Origin of the sequence: Rhodococcus koreensis, assembly GCF_900105905.1 — a bacterium.
Classification (GTDB): Bacteria; Actinomycetota; Actinomycetes; order Mycobacteriales; family Mycobacteriaceae; genus Rhodococcus_F; species Rhodococcus_F koreensis.
On sequence record NZ_FNSV01000005.1, the window covers coordinates 2,859,956 to 2,877,629 of the forward strand.

The 17,674-nt window shown below is 64.3% G+C and carries 15 protein-coding genes; 9 read left to right on the forward strand and 6 right to left on the reverse strand.

Annotated elements, in window-relative coordinates; genetic code table 11:
* Positions 1–46: 46 nt before the first annotated feature.
* The 6 genes from aspA to BLV94_RS17785 are packed head-to-tail and all read right to left on the reverse strand — an operon-like array spanning position 47 to position 7,227.
* On the reverse strand, positions 47–1,564 hold the full coding sequence (gene aspA / locus BLV94_RS17760) for an aspartate ammonia-lyase (protein ID WP_072937542.1): 1,518 nt from the start codon (positions 1,562–1,564) through the stop codon (positions 47–49).
* A gap of 57 nt (positions 1,565–1,621) precedes the next feature.
* A complete protein-coding gene (locus BLV94_RS17765; protein ID WP_072937543.1) occupies positions 1,622–2,605 on the reverse strand; it encodes a D-2-hydroxyacid dehydrogenase in 984 nt (327 codons plus the stop codon).
* Positions 2,602–3,696, reverse strand: coding sequence for a tartrate dehydrogenase (locus BLV94_RS17770; RefSeq protein WP_072937544.1), 1,095 nt, complete (start codon positions 3,694–3,696; stop codon positions 2,602–2,604). The genes BLV94_RS17765 and BLV94_RS17770 overlap by 4 nt, the downstream gene beginning before the upstream one ends.
* Positions 3,693–5,231, reverse strand: coding sequence for an aldehyde dehydrogenase family protein (locus tag BLV94_RS17775; protein ID WP_072937545.1), 1,539 nt, complete (start codon positions 5,229–5,231; stop codon positions 3,693–3,695). The genes BLV94_RS17770 and BLV94_RS17775 overlap by 4 nt, the downstream gene beginning before the upstream one ends.
* 17 nt (positions 5,232–5,248) lie before the next feature.
* Positions 5,249–6,526 (reverse strand): NAD(P)/FAD-dependent oxidoreductase, encoded by a 1,278-nt coding sequence (locus tag BLV94_RS17780; protein ID WP_072937546.1) that lies wholly within the window; start codon positions 6,524–6,526, stop codon positions 5,249–5,251.
* 26 nt (positions 6,527–6,552) lie between these two features.
* On the reverse strand, positions 6,553–7,227 hold the full coding sequence (locus BLV94_RS17785; protein ID WP_072937547.1) for a haloacid dehalogenase type II: 675 nt from the start codon (positions 7,225–7,227) through the stop codon (positions 6,553–6,555).
* A 395-nt stretch (positions 7,228–7,622) separates the two neighbouring features.
* Here BLV94_RS17785 and BLV94_RS17790 point away from each other — a divergent pair, with 395 nt between their 5' ends.
* From BLV94_RS17790 to BLV94_RS17830, 9 genes are all read left to right on the forward strand, one after another.
* On the forward strand, positions 7,623–8,540 hold the full coding sequence (locus BLV94_RS17790; protein ID WP_072937548.1) for an ABC transporter substrate-binding protein: 918 nt from the start codon (positions 7,623–7,625) through the stop codon (positions 8,538–8,540).
* A gap of 116 nt (positions 8,541–8,656) precedes the next feature.
* Positions 8,657–9,463 carry an amino acid ABC transporter permease gene (locus BLV94_RS17795; protein ID WP_244163616.1) on the forward strand — a complete coding sequence of 269 codons (807 nt, stop codon included), beginning with the start codon at positions 8,657–8,659 and terminating at the stop codon, positions 9,461–9,463.
* The gene (locus tag BLV94_RS17800; protein ID WP_072937550.1) at positions 9,460–10,227 is read left to right on the forward strand and encodes an amino acid ABC transporter ATP-binding protein; all 768 of its coding nucleotides are present in this window, start codon (positions 9,460–9,462) and stop codon (positions 10,225–10,227) included. Before BLV94_RS17795 ends, BLV94_RS17800 begins: the two co-directional genes overlap by 4 nt.
* Before the next feature lie 5 nt (positions 10,228–10,232).
* Positions 10,233–11,426 carry an N-methyl-L-tryptophan oxidase gene (gene solA / locus BLV94_RS17805; protein WP_072937551.1) on the forward strand — a complete coding sequence of 398 codons (1,194 nt, stop codon included), beginning with the start codon at positions 10,233–10,235 and terminating at the stop codon, positions 11,424–11,426.
* 124 nt (positions 11,427–11,550) lie between these two features.
* Complete coding sequence (locus tag BLV94_RS17810) at positions 11,551–12,804, forward strand: aspartate aminotransferase family protein (protein WP_072937552.1); 1,254 nt, start codon at positions 11,551–11,553, stop codon at positions 12,802–12,804.
* A gap of 83 nt (positions 12,805–12,887) precedes the next feature.
* On the forward strand, positions 12,888–14,342 hold the full coding sequence (locus BLV94_RS17815) for an NAD-dependent succinate-semialdehyde dehydrogenase (RefSeq protein WP_072937553.1): 1,455 nt from the start codon (positions 12,888–12,890) through the stop codon (positions 14,340–14,342).
* Between the two features lie 37 nt (positions 14,343–14,379).
* Complete coding sequence (locus tag BLV94_RS17820; RefSeq protein WP_072937554.1) at positions 14,380–15,060, forward strand: GntR family transcriptional regulator; 681 nt, start codon at positions 14,380–14,382, stop codon at positions 15,058–15,060.
* 402 nt (positions 15,061–15,462) lie between these two features.
* Entirely contained in the window at positions 15,463–15,807 is a 345-nt protein-coding gene (locus BLV94_RS17825) for a cupin domain-containing protein (protein ID WP_244163617.1), read from the forward strand.
* Positions 15,808–15,972: 165 nt separating this feature from the next.
* Positions 15,973–17,286, forward strand: a complete 1,314-nt coding sequence (locus BLV94_RS17830) for an aspartate aminotransferase type Ic (RefSeq protein ID WP_072937556.1) — start codon at positions 15,973–15,975, stop codon at positions 17,284–17,286.
* Positions 17,287–17,674 lie beyond the last annotated feature (388 nt).

The window sequence follows — 17,674 nt, forward strand, 5'->3', positions numbered from 1 at the left end:
CGCCGGCGAGCGGGGGTAGGCACCCGCCCACCGGCACGGTGTGCATTCAGGAGCGATGCCGGTCCTGAACAGTTTCGGGGGGCAGAGAGTCAGGACGCGGCACCGCCACCGCAGTAGGCGGTGGTTCCGTGGCGCGGGCTTGTGGATTGGCCAGGCGCTCGGGGCGCAGGATCTCGTCGAGCTCGGCGGCCGTGAGCAGGCCGCGCTCGAGCACCAGAGAGGTGACGCTGCGACCGTCGACCAGCGCTTGGCGCGCGATGGAAGTTGCTGCGTCGTAACCGATCAACGGGTTGAGGACGGTCACCACTCCGATGCTGGATTCGACCTGGGAGCGCAGGAATTCCTTGTTCGCGGTGATCCCGTCGATGCAGTGGTCGGCCAGGCCGGTGCAGGCCGCGGTGAGCGAGGCCAGGCTGGCGAACAAGGAGCGCGCAATGATCGGTTCGAAGGCATTGAGCTGCAACTGTCCGGCCTCGGCCGCCATGGTGACGGTGAGGTCGTAGCCGATGACTTCGAAGGCCACCTGGTTGACCACTTCCGGTATGACCGGGTTGACCTTTCCAGGCATGATGCTCGATCCCGCCTGTCGTGGGGGGAGGTTGATTTCGGCGAAGCCGGCCCGGGGTCCGGAGGACAGCAGCCGCAGGTCGTTGCAGATCTTCGACAGCTTCACCGCGACTCGTTTGAGCATCCCCGAGAACAGCACGAAGGCCCCGCAGTCCTGGGTGGCCTCGACCAGGTTGCCGGCCGTCACCAGCGGCAGCCCGGTGAGTCGCTGCAGGTGGGTGCACGCTTGGGCGGCGTAGTCGGGATGGGTGTTGAGGCCGGTGCCGATGGCGGTCGCGCCCAGGTTGATCTCGTGCAGGTGCACCAGGGCTTCGCGGATCCGGCGTTCGTCCTCGTCGACCATCACCGCGTAGGTGCTGAACTCCTGGCCGAGGGTCATGGGCACGGCATCCTGCAGTTGGGTCCTTCCGACCTTCACAACATCGTCGAACTCGATTGCCTTGCGCGCTAAGGCCAGGCGAAGATGACCCATCGCCGACAACAACTGTTGGGTGCCCTGGATGGTCGCGATCCGAATCGCGGTGGGATAGACGTCGTTGGTCGACTGGCCCATATTCACGTCGCCGTTGGGGTGAATCCTGGAGTACTCACCCTTGTCGAACCCGAGAATCTCCAGCGCACGGTTGGCGATGACCTCGTTGGCATTCATGTTCGTCGAGGTGCCGGCGCCACCCTGGATGACATCGACCACGAACTGATCCAGCAGGCGACCTTGTTCGATGTCCCGGCAGGCCTGCCCGATGGCGTCCTTCTTCACCTGATCGATCAGGCCCAGATCGAAGTTGGTCAGTACTGCGGCGTGCTTGATCTGCGCGAGCGCGGTGACGAGCAGCGGATACGACGAGATCTGCGTACCGGTGATCGCGAAGTTCTCTACCGCGCGCAGCGTCTGGATTCCCCAGTAGGCGGCGGCCGGGACTTCCCGGGCACCCATGAAGTCTGTCTCGATCCTGCCTTTATTCGCTTCCAGCAGGGACGGTGCGGTCATCTGTGCCATGGCTCTCGGTTCTCGCGTGGTGGTTCGGGTGTGTTTGGGGTGTAGCAACGTTCAAGATCAGGACGCTGTGACGAATCCGAGCGCCTTGTCCACGACATTCTCCAGTGGTTCGCCGTGGCAGAACCGCCGCAAATTGTCGACGAAGAGTTGGCCGAGATCGTCTAGATAGTCCTGGGTGTCGCCGCTCATGTGCGGAGTGATGATGACGTTATCCATGCCCCACAGGATGTGTCCGTCAGGCAGAGGTTCGGGATCCACGACGTCGAGGGCGGCGCCGGCAATCGAGCCGGACGCCAATGCGTCCGTCAGGGCTGTGGTGTCGACGAGTTCCCCGCGCCCGACGTTGATCAGGCGTGCGGTCGGTGACATCGCAGCGAGCACGTCGGCGCTGACCAAACCCCTGGTCTCGGCGGTCAGCGGGGCCGCCAGCATGAGGTAGTCGTAGTCACCGACAATCCGGGTCAGGTCTTTCGAGGAGTGAATCTGATGGAAATCGTCGTCACCGGACCGGTGGGTGCGGCCGGCGCCGCTGACCTCCATGCCCACGGCACGGAAGAGGCGGGCGATTTCGCGGCCGATGGAGCCGGTGCCGACCACCAGCGCGGACTGTCCCTGGATCTTGCGGGTGACCCGGTGTTGCCAGCGGTGTTGCTGCTGTAGCCGGAAAGAGGTCTGCGCATCCTTGGCCATATCCAGGACGAATCCGAGCGCGAACTCTGCGATGGCCCGGCTCAGAACGCCTCGGGAGTTGGTATAGACGATGTCGCTGCCGATCAGTTCGTCGAACAGGAGTTGACTCACCCCCGCAGCCGAGACATGGACCCACTGCACGGACTTGGCGGCACCCCAGTTCTCGCGTAGCGCCGGTGAGAACGAGTGCCACTGGTACAGCACGTCCGCGCCGTCGAGGGCCTCGGCGAGACCGTCGGCTGTGGTCAGCCGAACGTTGGCGATGTCCTCGATCTCCGCCAACCGGGGAGGCAGGGCCTGCCGGTAGAGGACCGTGACGACCGGCCGGGTGCGCTGCGCTGCCGTGGTCATGACACCGGTGATGGCGTGGGGTCCGCCTGGTTCGCGGCGAGGGCATCGATGGCGGACAGGACCGCGGCCGTGAACTCGGCCGTCGACGACGTTCCACCGACGTCGCGGGTGCCGAAGCCCTCGCGCAGGGCCGACTCGAACGCGGCCTGCAGGTGGTCGGCGGCCTCGGGGTGGCCGAGGTGTTCGAGCATCATCGCACCCGACCAGATCTGTCCCACCGGGTTGGCCAGGCCTTTGCCGGCGATGTCCGGGGCCGACCCGTGCACCGGTTCGAACAGGGACGGGAAGTCGCCCTCCGGGTTCAGGTTGGCGCTGGGCGCCAACCCGATGGAGCCGGTGACGGAGCTTCCGAGATCCGAAAGAATGTCACCGAACAGGTTGGAGGCGACGATGACGTCGAAGGTCCAGGGCCGCAGGACCAGATGCGCCGCCAGCGCGTCCACGAGCTCGCTGGTCAGGCTGACCTCGGGATAGAGACGAGCCGTCTCCTCCACGACTTCATCCCAGAACGGCATGGTGTGCACGATGCCGTTGCTCTTGGTCGCCGACGTCAGGTGTCCCCGCCGGGAGGCGGCAAGACCGGCGGCGTAACGCGTGACCCGGGTAACCCCGAGTCGGGTGAAGATGGTTTCCTGCACCGCGCTCTCGTGCGGCAGCCCTCGGTACATTCGGCCGCCGACCTCCGAATATTCTCCTTCGTTGTTTTCCCGGACGATGAGCAGATCGATGGGGTCCTTGGCCGCCAGCGGTGAGGTGACACCGTCCAAGGTTTTCACCGGCCGGAGATTGATGTACTGCTGGAATTCCCGGCGGATGGGGATCAACAGGCCCCACAGTGATTCGGCGTCCGACACCTCGGGGGAACCCACCGCTCCCAGGAAGATCGCGTGGTGCGCGGCAAGCTGCTCGAGGCCGTCGACGGGCATCATCCGGCCGTGCTGGAGGTAGTATTCCGACCCCCAGTCGAAGTACGTGAACTCCAGGTCGAGCGAGTGCACCTCCGCGATCCGGTCGAGGCAGGCGATGGCCGCCGGGACCACCTCTTTCCCGATGCCGTCGCCGGCGATGACCGCGATCTTGTATGTGCTCATGGTGTGGTCCGCTCTGGCAGGCCGCCCAGCAGTTGCCGGGGTGCCCCCGATTCTCCGAGGTTGACGATGGTGTTCTTGGGTTCGGTCATCGCGTGGACGGCGTACCGCACGCCTTCGCGGCCGACGCCGGACTTCTTGAAGCCGCCGAACGGCATCGAATCGATACGGATGTCGCTGGTCTCGTTGATGACCACGGCGCCGACGTGCAGGTTCTCGGCCATGGCCAAGGCCAGATCCATCGACTGTGTGAAAATTCCTGCCTGGAGGCCGTACTCGGAGTCGTTGGCGGCGTGGACGGCGTCGGAGACCTCGACGAACGGGATGAGGGTCACGACCGGGCCGAACACTTCGTCGCGGAGCACCCGGCACTGCGCCGGCACATCGGTCAGGACGGTGGGTTCGTAGAAGGCGCCCTGCCGCTGCCCGCCCGCGTGGACCGACGCCCCCGCGGCGAGGGCCTCGTCCACCCAGTCCTCGACGCGCCGGGCCTCGTCCTCGGAAATCAGTGGTCCGACGTCGGTGCGGCGGTCGAACTTCGGCCCCGTCCGCAGCGCCTGCGTGCCGCGAGTGACCTCCTCGAGGACCCGCTCGAAGAGCGAGGTCTGCACGTACACGCGTTGAACCGACAGGCAGTTCTGCCCGGCGACCCCGAAGGCTCCGGCGACGATCGCCTCGGCGGCGGCGGCCGGGTCGGCGTCGGCGCAGACGATCGTGGCATTGTTGCCGCCGAGTTCGGAGAGGATCTTCTTGGCCCCGGCGGCGGCGGCGATCCGTTCGGCGGTCCGGGGTCCGCCGGTGAAGGAGATCAGGTCGATCTGCTCGTCGGTCACCAGCGCCTCGGCAACACCGGGGCCGCTGACGATGGCCCCGATCCGGCCCGACGGCACTCCCGCCTCGAGCAGCAGCTGAACCAGGGCCAGCCCGCTCAGCGGGGTCCGCTCGGAGGGCTTGAGGACCACCCCGTTGCCGGCGATCAGGGCCGGGCCCAGCTTGTGCGCGACCAGATTCAGGGGATCGTTGAACGGTGTGATGGCCGCGACGATGCCCACCGGTTTCCGGCTGTACCAACCGATCTTGTGCCCGGAGGCGAGGCTGTCCTCGAAGTCCAGGGTGGATCCGGACAGTTCGGTCGACGCGGCAGCCGAGAGCCGCAATGTTTCGATGCAGCGCCGGACCTCACGCTCGGCCTCGGTGATGGTCTTGCTGCTTTCGGCGGCGATGATGGTGGCGAACCGCGCGGACTGCTCGCCCAGCAGCAGAGCTGCCTTCTCGAGCGCCTGCCGGCGCGAACGCAGCGGCCACGGCTCGATCTGCAGGTGGCGGTGGATGTGGGTGATCGCGCGCCGCACGTCCTGCGCCGTCGAGGTGCACACCCGGCCGACCAGCGTCCCATCCTGGGGATCGCGCACGTCCAGCGTCAGGTCAGCGGACTGCCATTGGCCTTCGACGAACGCACCTCCGGGCAGAACCGGGGTCTCTGACCGACGGGCCTCTGGTTCCGGGCGCGCGTCAACGACAATTGTGGATGAGAGCATGAGGTTGCCTACCCTGCCTATTTGATGCGGTCGATGATCTTCGCGGCGCCGCCGATGATCGGCAGGAACCACGGGGGCCCGAAATGCCCGGGAACGGGGGGATTCTTCAGGTCTTCCCAGACGTTCGCGGTCTTGTCGCCGCCCATGTAGGCGACCATCTTCTTGCCCATGTGCGCCGCCATCTGGACACCGTGACCGCTGTAGCAGAGCGAATAGAACACACCGTCATGGATGCCGGCGTGGACCATCTGATCCATGGACAGATCGACCAGTCCACCCCAGGTGTAGTCCACCTTGACGTTGGACAGGTACGGGAACAGCTCGATCATGGCCTGGCGCAGGATCTTGCCGCTCTTGACATCCGAATCCGGGCTGGAGAGCGCGAAGCGGGCCCGGCCGCCGAACAGCAGCCGGTTGTCCGGGGTGATGCGGAAGTAGTAGGTCAGCATCTTGCTGTCCGAGGACTGTCGCCGGTTCGGCAGGATGCGGTCGACCACCTCGTCCGGCAGCGGTTCGGTGACGATGATGAAACTGCCCACCGGGATCACGCGCCGCTGCAGCCACGACGTCACCGCGCCCGTGTAGCCACTGGTGGCCACCAGCACCTGCTTCGCTCGCACGACGCCGCGGGTGGTGTGCACATCGTGCACGGTTCCCGAGACCTTGTGCAGTTCGGTGACCGCGGCGTTTTCACACACGACTGCGCCCGCGGCAACGGCCGCCCCGGCCAGGCCGTGCGCGAACTTCCCGACGTGCAGTCCTGCTCCCAGCGGATCGAGCATCGCTCCGTGATAAAAATCGGAACCGATTTCGCTGTGAATCTCGGACTTCGGGATGGTGATCACGTCGTAGTCGGCCAGGGAGGCCAGCTGCTCCTGCGATTTCAGCATTCCCTCATAGTGGGAGGGATGAAAGGCCAGCGACAGTTTCCCGAACCGCTGGAAGTCGCACTCGATGCCGTAGTTGTGCACCAATTTTTCGATGGTGTCGATGGCATCGTTGTACTCCCGGAACATTTCCACGGCACGGGTACCCCCGTAGCGCTTCACCGCGGTGTTGAAGCCGATCGCCAATCCCGTGGTCGCCATCCCTCCGTTGCGGCCGGATGCGCCCCAACCGACCGTATGCCGTTCGAGGACAGCAACGCTCGCTCCTTGGTTGGCGAACTCGACGGCCGCGGAGAGCCCGGTGAATCCGGCGCCGATGACGGCGACATCGACCTCGTCGGGCACCGGCGTCCGGCGGTAGTCGCCGGAGGGCTCAGCAGTATCGAGCCAATAGGGGATGAGTTTCACGATTGACCTTTCGCCTTGCCCGCGGATCAGAGACCGAGGAGTTTGTTGAGCTCGTCGAGAGAATCGACGGTGGTGTAGTCGTAGCCCGCGGTGATGGGGTCGTAGCCACGGTCCAGCAACACCAGGTTCCGGAAGCCCATGTCGTGCATGGGCATCATGTCGTACCGTGTGTGCGAGGAGACGTGGAGGAAGTCCTCCGGCTTGGCGTTCAGGGTGTCAAGCATGTACTCGAACGCCTGGTAGCGCGGCTTGTAGGCCTGGGCCTGCTCGGCGGTGTAGACGGCGTGGAAGTCTGCACCAAGCTTCGGAACGCTGATGTCCAGGAAGCTGTCGTCTGCGTTGGACAGGATCACCAGCTTGTAGTTCTCGCCCATGAGCTTCAGCGGAGTCGGCACGTCCTCGTGGGCAACCCAGCCGCGTACCGCCTCAGCGAACTGTGCGCCGGCGCCTTCGGTCGGCCCGATGCCCCACCGCTTGCACACCCGGTCGAAGGAATCCTGAAGGATCTGCTCGTAGGGCTTGTAGTCGCCGCAGACCTCGTCGTACCGGTACCCGCGGAATACCTTCTTGAACGCGGGCCACTGCTCTTCAGGGAGACGGCCCGCGAGCAGCCGGCGGGTGGTGGGATCGATGTCGAAGTTGATGAGCGTGCCGTAGCAGTCGAAGGAGACGTACTTCGGCCGGAAAGTCTTGTCTGCCATGGTTATCCGTTTCAGTGAAGGGGAAGCAGTGGCTGATGCGGGAACCACTGCCGTCCCCGGGTGAAGGCGGAGATGCGGGCGGTCGTCGCCGCCTTTGCGCAGGACTCCGCTGCCTGCTAGAACGACCCTAAGCCGCCAAATTGTCAATTGTCAACAGTTTGCTATCGGCGTAGTGTGATGCACTGCACCGCCGGAATCGATTGTGAAGAACGTCGCTGTTAACTGTCGACAATCTGGGGTGGAAGTGGTTGGATAAGTCCTATCCGGAAGTGCAGATGCCCCCACGCACACGCCTCGCGACCTGCGGCGACGGGATACGCACCCGGCCGGGAGTCTGAGAACCCGCGATCCGTTCAGCGCACCCTCTTCCGCTGAAAATCATTCGAAGGAAACCCATGAAGACAAGAACAAGAGTCCAAGCCGCAGCGGTCGGCGTCGCCCTCCTGGTGGCCCTGAGCGCGTGCAGCACCGCCGACAGCGACGGGGCCGCGGGCTCGACGTCGAATACGGCCGATATCTCCGAGGGCGTACAGGCGGACCCCGCCGCGGTCGCCCTGCTGCCCGCTTCATACAAGGACAAGGGCGAACTGACGGTGGCGATGGACCTCCACTACCCGCCCACCACCTTCCTTGCCGACGACAGCAGCACCCCGATTGGCCTCAACCCGGACGTGGCCCGCCTGGTGGCCAAAAAGCTCGGACTCGGGCTGAAGTTCGTCAACACCAGTTTCGACACCATCATTCCCGGCATCGAGGGTGACCGATTCGACTTCACCGCCACCTCCATGTCCCCCACGCCCGACCGGCTCAAGGTGCTGGACATGATCGACTACTTCAACGGCGGGGTGTCCGTGGCCGTTGCCGCCGGAAACCCACTGGGCCTGAGCAATGACAACCTGTGCGGCAAGAACATTGCCGTGACGAAGGGCTCGAACGCGCAGCTCAAGCACCTGCCCAACATCTCCGAATGGACGTGCGTGTCCCAAGGAAAGCCGGCGATCAATGGCATCACCCTGCCCAACGTCCAGGAGGCGCTGACCCAGCTATCCTCCAAGCGGGTCGACGGCGTCTTCTACGACACCCCCGCCCTGGTATGGGCACAAACGCAGCAGCCCAACGCGATCACCGTCCTCACTCCCCAGGTCGACACGCGTTCGGAGCACATCGTCACCGTCGCCCTCAAGAAGGGATCACCGCTGACCCCCGCACTGCAGGCGGCCGTTCAATCCGTCCTGAACAGCCCCGAATACCAAGAGTCGCTCTCCAACTGGGGTCTCACCGCCGGAAGCATCACCGACGCCAAGCTCAACTAGGAGAGACCATGGTGCAACTGACTACGCACGGAAGTAACCCGACGATGAACGGAATGGATCCCGCCCTCAAACCGAGGCTCCGGCGGCGAAGTGTGTTCGAGTACGCGGCCTGGGCGGTGTGCATCCTGCTCGCCCTGGGCCTCGTCGTTTCCGTCTCGACCAATCCCAACTTCCAGTGGGACGTGGTCGCCAAATACTTCACCAATGAGTCGATCCTGCGCGGGCTGGTACTGACGATCTACTTGACGGTCGCCAGCATGGTCCTCGGAACGCTGTTGGGGCTGATTCTGGCGATCATGCGGTCCTCGAGCATCAAACCGGTTGCCGCAACGGCAGGGGTATACATCACCTTCTTCCGTGGCACCCCGGTGCTGGTGCAGCTGATTTTCTGGTTCAACATCGCCGCGCTGTATCCGAACCTGTCGATCGGCGGCACGGATATCGACGTCAATGCCCTGATCACCCCGATCACGGCCGCGGTCGTCGGCCTGACGCTCAATCAGGCGGCGTACATGGCGGAGATCATCCGCGGAGGGTTCTCCTCGGTGGGCAAGGGGCAGATCGAGGCCGCCGACTCTCTCGGTATGAGCAGCGCGATGAAGATGCGCAAGGTCATCATTCCCCAGGCGATGCCCTCGATCATTCCGGCGACCGGAAACCAGGTCATCGGAATGTTCAAGGAGACCTCCCTGGTCAGCGTGCTGGGCGTCGCCGAGCTGCTCCAAAGCGCACAGCTGATCTACGCGCGGACCTACGAGACCATCCCGCTCCTGATCGTCGCCAGCCTGTGGTACCTGGTGATGACCCTCATTCTGAGCTACCCGCAATCCCAGCTCGAGAAGAAATACTCCCGTTCGACTTCCAGACTTCCCCGGAAAGCGAAGAAGGTTGTGCTGACAGACCCGGAAGGTATTGCACGATGACTTGCGACGGTACGGTTCACGGCCGTGGGATCCGTAAATCCTTCGGCTCCAAGACAGTTCTGCAGAACATCGATCTCGACATCGCCAGCGGTGAGATCTGCTGCATCATCGGCCCCAGCGGATCCGGAAAATCGACCCTGCTGCGCTGCGTCAACGGCCTCGAGACGGTCGATCTGGGAGTGTTGAAGGTCAACGGAGAGCACTTCGGCTACTACGAAACCGACACCGCATTCCACGCCCTGAGCCGCAAACGCCTCGCCGAACAACGCACCAAGGTCGGCATCGTCTTCCAGCAGTTCAACCTGTTTCCCAACATGACTGCCCGGGACAACATCATGGCCGGCCCCGTACTGGTCAAGCACGGTGACAAGCAGCAGGCATCCGAGCAGGCGCAGCAACTGCTGGCGAGCGTCGGACTGAGCGGGTTCGGCGGCCACTATCCCGCGCAACTGTCCGGAGGCCAGCAACAGCGCGTGGCCATCGCGCGGGCGTTGGCCATGGATCCGCAGATCATGCTGTTCGACGAGCCGACCAGCGCCCTCGACCCCGAAAAGGTCGGTGAAGTCCTCGCCGTCATGAAGGACCTGGCACAAAAAGGCATGACCATGATCGTGGTCACCCACGAGATGGGCTTCGCGCGCGAGGTAGCGGACACCCTGCTGTTCATGGACGAAGGCTGCATCGTCGAACGCGGAGACGCCCGCGAGGTCCTCGCCCACCCGAAAGAACGACGGACCCAGGCCTTCCTGGAAAGGGTGCTCTGACCACGATGGACGGACAACTAGCCGTCATCGGCCTGGGCAGCATCGGAAGCATGGCATTGTGGCAGGCTTCCCGCTCGTCGGGCTCGGTGGTCGGATTCGAAGCACAATCGCCGGGCCATGCCCGCAGCGCCGTCGGCGGTGACACCCGCCTGTTCCGCATGCTGTATCGAGGGACGCCCAGCTACTACCCCATCCTCGAACGCTCCCGCCGCCTCTGGGCCGAGCTCGAGGCCGACTCAGGTCAGCATGTCCTGACGCGCTGCGGCGGATTGTCCATCGGAACGGTAGACGGCCCCTACCTTCCGCACCTGCTCGACACCACCCGGATCAACGGGGCCGACCACGAAATCTTGAGCCGCGAACAGATGGCCGAGCGGTACCCACAGCACAACCTCCGGCCGGACGACCACGCGGTGTTCGACCCCCATGCAGGCGCCCTGCGGACCGACCGTGCGGTCACCGCGGCGGTGGCCGCCGCACAGGCGAACGGGGCAACAGTCCTGACCAACACCCCGATCGACGACATCCGGGAAACCGACGACGGCGTGGTCGTCACGTCCGGCGACAATTCCTGGACGTTCGAGAAAGTCATCGTCTCCTCGGGCGGCTGGTCCCGGCGGCTGATGCCCGCCTATCTGAAGGCGGTCACCGAAACACGGCGAATCTTCCTGTCCTGGTTCGTGGCCCGGGATGCCTCCGAATTCTCCCCGGACAGGTTCCCGATCTTCATCCGCATCTCCGGAGATCGCTCCATGTACGGGGCCCCCAGCGTCGACGGGGTAACCGTCAAGGCCACCCTGGACGGTCGCGGAGCCCCCACACCACAGGCCGATACCGTGCCCAGGGACCTCACGGCAGACGAAATCGCCGAGACCACCGAGACAGTCACCGAATTCCTGCCCGGCCTCTTCCCCAACATCGTCCGCTCCGATGCCTTTCCGGATCTCTTCACCGCGGACAAGCACTCCCTTCTCGGGCCCCTACGGGAGAACAGCAGGATCTACTGCGCCACCGGATTCTCCGGCGCCGGCTTCAAGATGGCGTCCGGCTTCGGTGAGATCGCCGCCGGCGAAGCCCTGGGCACCCGAACCTTTGAAGGGCTCGATTTCGTTCGGCCCCAACGCTTCCGGACAGCCCACGCACTCCAGGGCCAGGACGCTGCTGCCGACGCGCCCGGCGGCCGTCAGCACGCAAGCTAAAGGCCCTACGTAAGCCACGCCCCGCGTGGCGAGGCCGGTGCCGCCTCGCCACGCCTCCGCGCCACACCCCAAACCCAGATTGCCAATTGTTGACAATTGACAATCCTTAGGAAAGTATCAAGCCATGGCAACTCTCAGCCCCGTCCTCAAGCAGGCCACCCCTGTCGTCGTCGACTACGCGGCCGGCAGTTGGGTGTACGCGACCGACGGCAAGAAGTACCTCGACTTCACCACCGGAATCGGTGTGACCAGCACCGGGCACTGCCACCCGGACGTCGTCGCCGCCGCCCGCGAACAGGTCGGCAAAATCGTTCATGCCCAGTACACGACGGTGATGCACAAGCCCCTGCTCGCGCTCACCGAGAAACTCGGCGACTTCCTGCCCGCCGGACTCGACAGTGTCTTCTACGCCACCTCCGGCTCCGAAGCGGTCGAGGCCTCGGTCCGTCTGGCACGTATGGCGACCGGACGACCCAACATCATCTCCTTCCACGGCGGTTTCCACGGAAGGACGGTGGGTGCTGCCTCGCTGACCACCGCCGGCACCAAATTCCGCTCCGGCTTCTCCCCACTGATGGGCGGGGTGCACGTTGCACCCTTCCCCCACACCTACCGATACGGCTGGGATGAAGAAACAGCGGTCACCTTCGCCCTGAAGGAACTCGATCACCTCCTGCAGACCATCAGCACCCCCGCCGATACCGCCGGCTTCATCATCGAACCCGTCCTCGGCGACGGCGGCTACATTCCCACCCCTGTCGCCTTCCTGCAGGGGTTGCGCGAACGCGCCGATCGGCACGGCATCGTGTTCATCGTCGATGAAGTCCAGGCGGGTGTCGGGCGCACCGGCAAGTTCTGGGGACACGACTGGGCCGGGATCCGGCCGGACGTCGTCATCACCGCGAAGGGCCTGGCCAGCGGTTTCCCCATCTCCGCGATCGCCGCCTCCACCGAACTGATGTCCAAGGCATGGCCGGGCTCCCAGGGTGGCACGTACGGTGGCAACGCCGTCGCCGCCGCCGCCGGCGTCGCCACCCTCGGCGTCATCGAACGCGAGAACCTGGTGTGGAACGCCCATCTTCGGGGCGAGGAGCTGCGCGCGGGCCTGGAGAGCCTCCACACCGACTTCGCCGGAATCGGGAACATCCGCGGCCACGGCCTGATGCAGGGCGTCGAATTCACCACGGCCGACAATGCCCCCGACGCGGCGCTGGCCCTGGCCGTGCAGCAGGCCGCCGTCACCGAAGAACTTCTCCTGCTGACCTGCGGTCCGTACGGGAACGTCATCCGCATCATCCCGGCACTCAATGTCACCAGCGACGAAATCCAAAGCGGCCTGACCAAATTCACTCAGGCGCTGAAGACAGCCACCACCTAGACACCCATTCCCACGGGTTCCGTCGGCGACGAATCACCGTCCGTCACCGGCGGAACCCGTCCCTCGACCGCCGAAAGTGTCCCATGAGCCCCTCCTTTGACCCCACCACCCTCCACACGGGCCTGTTCATCGACGGCGTCTGGCGGAAGGCCGCCAGCGCCGCCACCTTCACCGTGGAAAACCCGGCAACACACGAAGTCATCGCCGAGGTCGCCGACGGCGGACTCGACGACGCCCTCGACGCCATCGCGGCAGCCGGACGCGCACAGGCGACGTGGGCCACCTCCACCCCGCGCGAACGCGCGGACATCCTGCGCCGCGCCTTCGACCTGGTCAATGCCAACACCGACCGGCTCGCCGCCATCATCACCGCCGAGATGGGCAAACCTCTCGCCGAAGCCAAGGGCGAAGTCGCCTATGGCGCCGAGTTTCTTCGCTGGTTCTCCGAGGAGGCCACTCGTATCGGCGGAGACCACACCACCTCGGTCGACGGCAAGACCCGAATCCTGATCACCAAAGAGCCGGTGGGAACCTGTGTGCTGGTGACGCCGTGGAACTTCCCGCTGACCATGGGCATCCGCAAGATCGCCCCGGCGATTGCCGCCGGATGCACGATGGTATTCAAGCCCTCGGAACTGACACCCCTGACGTCCCTGGCCCTGGTCGACATCTTCCAGCAGGCCGGCCTGCCCGACGGTGTCCTCAACGTCGTCACGACCTCCAACGCCGCCGACGTCGTGGAGCCGTGGATGAGCAGCGGAATCGCGCGCAAGGTCAGCTTCACCGGGTCCACCGCGGTCGGCAAGATCCTGCTCCGCCACGCTGCGGAGAACGTCATGCGCTCCTCCATGGAGCTGGGAGGCAACGCCCCCTTCATCGTCCTGGCCGACGCAGACGTCGAGCGCGCCGTCGACGGCGCCATGATCGCCAAGATGCGGAACATGGGCGAGGCATGCACGGCCGCGAACCGCTTCTTCGTACACCGTTCCCTGGCCGAAGAATTCGGTGAGAAATTCGCCAAGAGAATGGCCGAGCTACAGGTAGGCAACGGCGCCCTGGAAGGAACCGAGGTCGGCCCCCTCATCGAACAGGCCGGCCGGGACAAGGTCGAGGAGCTGGTCGCCGACGCCCTCGCCAAGGGCGCCCGTGTTCTGACCGGCGCCACTCGCCCACAGGGACCGGGGTACTTCTACACTCCCACTGTCCTGACGGACGTCCCCCTCGATGCGAAACTGATGACCACCGAGATCTTCGGCCCGGTCGCGGCGATCACCCCCTTCGACAGCGAGGACGAAGCGGTGCACCTGGCAAACGACACCGACTGGGGTCTTGTCGGGTATGTATTCACCGAAAACGTCGACACGGCCATGCGCTTTTCCTCCGCGCTGGAAGTGGGAATGGTCGGCCTCAATACGGGACTCGTGTCGAATCCGGTAGCACCGTTCGGCGGTGTCAAGCAGTCCGGACTGGGACGCGAAGGCAGCAAGATCGGAATCGATGAATACCTCGAGTACAAGTACACCGCAATGGCGCGTTAGATCGCTTTGCGCCAATGAATGAGATAAGGGAAATTCCATGGAGACCCCGGAGGGACTGCTTGTATTAGAGGGACGACCCACGGCACAATTGATTGCCGATCATCTACGGGAACAGATTATTCAAGGGGTCTTCCGACCCGGTCAGCAGATCAACGAATCCGTCCTGGCAAGCCACCTGCACACGTCCAGGGGACCAGTCCGCGAAGCACTCCAGCGGCTGGCCCAGGAGGGAATACTCGTCAGTTTGCGGAATCGCGGCGTCTTCGTTCCGGAGCTGTCGATCGACGACATCAAAGAGATCTACGCCGTCCGCGAGGCGGTGGAATCAGCTTCCGCAAATATCCTCCTGACCGCCGGACAAGAAGATATCAACCGCACCTGCCAATTCCTGAAAGAGACCCTGACAGAAATGGCGGCGCAGGTTGATATGTCGGACTGGCAAGCGCTCACCCGACTGGATATGAAATTCCACACCTCATTTGTCGAAGGGACAGGAAACTCGCGCTTGATCCGGATTTACGACACTCTCGTAGCCGAATCGAGGATGTGCATTCTCAACCTTCGAGTCTCTTATCCTCGCGTGGACGTGCTGGTCCAGGAACACCAGAATCTCCTGGACTTGCTGGAAGCCGGCGACACCGAAGGACTCCAGCAGGCCATCAGTCGTCACATGCGCAAGGCCGTCGACGATCTCACCGCAACAACACGCCAGGAGTAACTGAGGCCGAAAACCTCGTCACGCCTGGGCGAGGACTGCAGTCGGCTCGTCGGCAGTCCGCACTCGCGGACGGATGTCGCCGGGAACCGAGCGACCCCGGGCGGTTGGCATTCCGTGCCGGTACAACCGCACACCGCATGAGGCGGCACGTGGTGATCAACGGTATCGGCGCTCTCGCGGCCCGCGGTAGCCCTCCAGAGACATGCCGACGACGGCGATGTCCCATCCACCCATGCCCGATGCAGGTTCCTCGAAAAGGTAAGGGAGAGACGGTAATTACAAGACTTGGACCTATCGTAGATTGTTGACAATTGCTAGGATAGGTCTCGTGCCACCCCATCAAAGGCACGTCAGCCAAGGGCGCAGCCCAAGAACGGAGTAACCATGGTCAAGGCGACCGTCATGAGTGATGCAACAACTGCGGACCCCGGGAAGCACATCCTCAAGTCCACATCCACAACGCCCGGTCAGACCGAAGTGTCCCAAGGTCTTTGGGGCGGAAACGGTCTGAGGACGGGGATCTGGGAGGTCACTCCGGGAACGTTCACGAGCACCCGGGACGGCTACAACGAGATTTGCCAGATCCTGAGTGGAACCGCCACCATCACCGAATCGAACGGCAACAGCTTCGACATCGGCCCCGGGTCGCTGTTTGTGACGCCCGCCGGCTGGGAGGGCACCTGGACCATCCACACGACGCTCCGCAAGATGTGGGTTGTGCAGGACATTTCGGGCGCAGTCGACTGATCAGCAGAACTGAAACAGCACCACGCCACAGAAGAGCAGGCCAGATCCCGTCGATCTTGCCTGCTCTTCTGGGCTGTGTGCCGTATGACGCTCCGGAAATTCCAAGTCGGCGCACCCGCAAGCCACCCACTCATCGAACTCCTCACCATCTGAAGGAAGCCGTTGATGTCCACGCCCCTGCACGATCTCGCCCTCCGCGATCTCGACATCGAGCTTGCCCGGTACCGCGCTGACTACGCGGCACTGCAGGTCCAACAGCTCGCTCTCGACATCACCCGGGGCAAGCCGGCACCAGAACAGCTCGACCTGTCCACAGCGATGCTCGCCCTACCCGGTGACGGTGACTACGTGATCGACGGGATCGATTGCCGCAACTACGGTGATCTCGCCGGCTTGCCCGCGCTGCGTGCGCTGTTCGGTGAGGTGCTCGATATCGCACCCGCGAACCTGATCGCCGGAGGCACCTCGAGCCTGGAAACCATGTATGACGTCCTCTCGTTCGCCTGGATCCACGGCACGGGCGCGACGGGCCCCGCCTGGTCCTCCGAACCGGTGAAGTTCCTGTGCCCCGTGCCCGGCTACGATCGGCATTTCGCCATCACCGAGTCGTTCGGCATCGAGATGATTCCGATTCCGCTGGTCTCCGATGGCCCCGACACCGCTACGATTCGCGAGTTGGTCGCCGCGGATCCTCAGATCAAAGGAATTTGGTGTGTACCCACCTATTCCAATCCGAGCGGAGTGACCTACTCCGAGCAGGTCACTCGCGAACTGCTGAGCATGGACACCGCCGCCCCCGATTTCCGTATCTTCTGGGACAACGCATATGCGGTCCATCCCTTGACCGGTGATGCCCCGCCGGTTCTCGATGTCCTGAGTATCGCCGACCAGGAAGGCCATCCCGACCGGCCGTACGTGTTCGCCTCGACCTCGAAGATGACCTTTGCCGGAGGTGGAGTGAGCTTCTTCGCCGGCTCACCCGACAACGTCGCGTGGTACCTGGGTCATCTCTCGCAAAAGCGCATCGGACAGGACAAACTCAACCAACTGCGGCACGTTCGGTTCTTTGTCGATGCCGCCGGTGTTCGCGCCCACATGCGCAAACACCAGCAGATTCTCGCACCGAAGTTCGACCTGGTGACTTCCATACTGCAGCGGGAATTGGGTAACTCCACCATCGCGTCGTGGACGCAGCCGTCCGGAGGTTACTTCGTCAATCTCGAAGTGTTCCCGGGCACGGCCGAGCATGTGGTGGCCCTGGCACATGCGGCCGGCATCGCGCTCACGTCCGCCGGTTCTGCTTTCCCGTCCGGCGACGATCCTCGGGACAGCCACATTCGGTTGGCCCCAACCTTGCCATCGGAGCAGGAGTTGCGTCTTGCCGTGGAGGGTTTGTGCACCTGCATCCGATTAGCGGCCGCCGAACTCGTTCGCCGCAACCACCGCGCCGGTGCGTCCCGAGAATCTGCGCCGGTGTAGCCGCCGCGGGGGTAAGCAAGTCGAGCACGGTGCCGGGGGATCCGACCGCAATACCCGGCACGGCCGGGCGGCGCCGTATTCCCGGTCTCAGGATTGGGACAGCGTTGCCAGGGCGGTGTCCTAGTCGCCGCGCTCCTCGAACCCCGGCCGGGCATGGTGAGCAGACGCCGGGTCGGACCAGCCGTGCCGAGTGCACATCGACACCGTGGCTGGGTCAGGCCGACTCGGGCGGCGCGCCAGTGCTCCGCCCGAGTACCGCACGCGGTTTCTCGCTGTAGCTTCCCCCTACGTCTCGCCACCATGGCGATACTCGCTGCCCGTGGAGAGGCGACGAGCAGGTGTTCGCGGAAGGTACCGTGGTCGCAAGGGAACGCGAGATGAAGGTGGC